3 protein-coding genes and 1 pseudogene are annotated in these 3,411 nt (G+C 47.2%); 1 reads left to right on the plus strand and 3 read right to left on the minus strand.

Translation table 11 applies throughout. The features are described from left to right. Positions 1–414: 414 nt before the first annotated feature. Together AB204_RS18320 and AB204_RS23640 are read right to left on the minus strand one after the other, a co-directional pair. Positions 415–1,080, minus strand: a complete 666-nt coding sequence (locus AB204_RS18320) for a LysR substrate-binding domain-containing protein (protein WP_235428137.1) — start codon at positions 1,078–1,080, stop codon at positions 415–417. A 36-nt stretch (positions 1,081–1,116) separates the two neighbouring features. Beyond that, a pseudogene (locus AB204_RS23640) lies at positions 1,117–1,290 on the minus strand (LysR family transcriptional regulator); the annotation flags it as partial. A 142-nt stretch (positions 1,291–1,432) separates the two neighbouring features. Here AB204_RS23640 and AB204_RS18325 point away from each other — a divergent pair. Further along, the gene (locus AB204_RS18325; protein WP_047964824.1) at positions 1,433–2,689 is read left to right on the plus strand and encodes an alpha/beta fold hydrolase; all 1,257 of its coding nucleotides are present in this window, start codon (positions 1,433–1,435) and stop codon (positions 2,687–2,689) included. A gap of 397 nt (positions 2,690–3,086) precedes the next feature. Here the strand turns inward: AB204_RS18325 and AB204_RS18330 are convergent. Next, positions 3,087–3,411 (minus strand): integrase domain-containing protein (locus tag AB204_RS18330; protein WP_047964825.1); only part of this gene is annotated, 325 nt, incomplete at its 5' end.

Here is a 3,411-nt window from a genome sequence, read left to right on the forward strand (position 1 = left end):
CTTCCAAAGGTGGGCAGATGTACCACACAGTGTGTACTCCCTTGCAGGCTACGGGAGTGTTGGCGTCGCTGCCCGAAGGTGATCCTCACAAGCGACCAGATCATCAATAAGCCTGACCACGCTAATGAATGGAAATCATAAGGTCAATGCGTAATTCATTTTCCGAGACAAAAAATAATGTCAGAAGCGCGATGGCGTTATTTGAATTGATTAGAATGCAATCTACCCGTTCCAATTTTATGGTGTGACCAAATCAGGCAACTTGCTCTAACTCACTTTTGGACAAAAGCGATGTACCAAATAAGACTCGATCTGACACTATTGATGATCTGCGAGATCTAATCAAACAGTCGGCTTTGTGCCTTGTGCCAAATATAGTCATTCATAGGGAGGGATCACACTAATGTTGCAAGGTCATGCCAGATGAGCTTCAGCGATGATTTTCATTAAAAAGTCAGCCACTACCCTGATCCGTGAAGATGCGATTAGGTCGGTATGACTGACCAACCAGAGGTCTTCAGAAAACACATGTTGTGTATGGATGACTTCCACCAGATCGCTGTTCTGCGTGGCAATGAAGCAGGGTAAAACTGCCAGTCCCAGACCAGCTTTTATTGCAGCAATCTGTGTTACAAGGCTGGTCGAGGCCAATGTCGACGTTCTGTCTGGGAAGTGTTCATTGAGCCATCTGGCAGAAGGGAGGTGGCTGAACGACTTGTCCCATGTGATAAAACTCCGGCCTAATATCGGGTTATCTGCGGGCACAGGATGCTCGCGGAGATAGGTTTCTGAACCGTACACCGCAGATGCCACAACACCTACCTTTCGTATCTTCAGGGAATTCTGCTCAGGACGGACAAGTCGAAGTGCAATATCGGCATCATTTCGTACTACTGAGACGGTGTTTACACCTGTGATGAGCTCCAGCATGATGTCGGGATAACAGGCCCTGAAGCGTGGTAACGCAGGAATAATCAGGTGGTTTGCCAGTGTTACTGCTGTAGCCAAGCGTACTGTTCCGGCAGGAGTCAGATCCCGTCCAGAGATTTTTTTCTCCAGTGTTCCTACCTTGCCTTCCACCTCTTCAGCATATCTGAGAACTTCTTGGCCAGCATCGGTAAGAAAGTACCCAGTTTGATGATGGAGGAACAGGCAGGTCTGTAAACTGCTTTCAAGCGCGCTAATCCTTCTTGAAACTGTTGACTGGCTGACCTTCAGCTTAATGGCAGTTTTGGTGAGGCTATTTGTTCGCGCGACTTCCAAAAAGAAGCGTAAATCATTCCAGTCCATACTTATTTCACGCCTGCAGATTTCTATTTTTGGAAAATGATTAGCCGATTTTATCTGTAGTTTTCAGAATATGGAACAAATAGACTCTTCATCATGGCATTTGCCAGTGACAACTCATTATTTCTTGAATAGGCACAATAAGATGGAAGCAACAAATACTCATGATATACAGGGGCTGAGTGCAAGAAAGACTGTCGAAGCTTATCTTGCAGCATTTGCTCAAGGAAAGGTGGATGACATCGTCAGCCTGCTTGATGACAATGTCGTGTGGCATATCGATGGTGAGCCAAGGGTGTCTACCGTTGGGCTGTTAAAGGGGCCGGGTCGAGTCAGACGCTGGTTGCAAAATTTCCCGCAGAGCTTCAGGCCACTGGATTTTTCCATCAGTGAAATTATTGCCCATAATGACAGCGTTCTGGTACTGGGGAGTTTTCGTCATATCGTACTGAGTACAGGAAATGCGGTTGGCAGCGATATGATCATTCACTTTAAGGTATCAGGGTCGAAAATCACGCATTATCAAATGTTTGAAGATTCAGCTCTACTTAGCAGGGCTTTTGATGCCAGTGATGAATGGCAGCTTCAGCAGGTTAGAATTAATCACACTCTGTATCGTTACCGCGATGTTGGCGAAGGACCGACGCTTATTTTTGCTCACGGATTGTTCGCAAATCATGAAATTTTCTCTGCACAATTCCAGGTCCTGAGTAAGTCGTATCGTTGTATAGTCTTGGACATGCCGGGACACGGCTTGAGCGAATACGATCCCGCTGGTTGGAAACTTGACGATCTGAGCAGGGATTTGGCGTTAATGATTCAGGAACTGAATCTAGGCAAAGTGACATTCATTGGACAGAGTCAGGGTGGAATGGTCGCCATCAGACTTGCAGCCCATTATCCGCAACTGGTTTCCGGATTGGTTCTGATCGGCACCAGTGCTAGAGCGGAATTCCCTGAACGTCTGCAAAACTGGCGCAGGCAGCGTGAAATTCTGCTCACCGGTTCAGAACATGCGCGTGAAGATTTATTTAAAAAAATTCAGGGTCATATCAATAGTGAAGAGTGGTTGCAGAATAATCAGGGAGAGGCCGCCCGAGAGCGCCATATTATGCTGTCTCACAATCGCTCAGGATTAGCGCTTGCATTAGATGCAGCGGTTTTTGAACGGGGTGATATAACGGAACTACTGGCTAACATTTGTGCTCCGACATTGATCATCTGTGGGGAACAGGACACTGCAACACCTGTTGAACTGAGTCAGGAGATAGCTACCCTGATCCCTGAGGCCAGTATACTCATTCTGGCGAGAACAGGTCATCACCCTCCAACTGAAGCTGCACAGGCAGTCACGGCTGCGATTGCTGAATTCCTGAAAATGGAATGTTCTAATTATCACTAATACCCTCACTTTTCAGTGTCTATCATAGAGATAAAATTTTCTGGGTAGGGGCGACGGTAGTCAGGAATAGTTTTCTGGCAGACGTCCGCTTCACGCCCTGAGACATTCGGCAAGCTTTTTATCTGCCCAGTCCAAGCCAACGTGGGCAGCAAACTGATCTATCGTAGCCATCACCAACTCCTGTTTATTGGGGATTGGTATGCATTCCACGCTCTTCGAAAGAAAAGAGGTGATCATCGAATGATTCTCGCTCAATATTCGTAACCAGTAAGCGCATACCCTGAATCACCTGATAGTGTAATTATCAGGGTGTGAATGTATATACTTCGCTCATAGCTGACGGTCAGGTAGGGTAGCGATTAATCCAGATAATTATCTTTTATCAGGGAAAATAGTGTCATTCCGCCTCACCTTTCTGGTAATACACCTGCCGGATATAGCGCCCACGTCCATCACCGTGCCCCAAATCCATTGATGCCAAGGCCAGCGCTTCCCGCTCACTGAATCCCTGCGCGGTGTAATATTCACCGGATTGCTGGGCAAAATGGTAGCGCATACTGTGCGGGGCATTCTTACCCGCCAGTCCTGAGCTTCTGACAATATAGCGGTAACGGTCTATGGCCTGCGTGATCGTCGGTTTATCAATCAGTTTTCCACCCCGCTCTGCCTGCTCTCGCTCGGCATAAGCAATGGCATGTTGCAGCGCTGCCCGATCCAATATG

Origin of the sequence: Xenorhabdus khoisanae (assembly GCF_001037465.1) — a bacterium.
Taxonomy (GTDB): Bacteria; Pseudomonadota; Gammaproteobacteria; order Enterobacterales; family Enterobacteriaceae; genus Xenorhabdus; species Xenorhabdus khoisanae.

Bases quoted from the DNA above. Each gene is read 5' to 3' on its own strand.
- AB204_RS18325 (WP_047964824.1), top strand. From the start codon at position 1,433: ATGGAAGCAACAAATACTCATGATATACAGGGGCTGAGTGCAAGAAAG.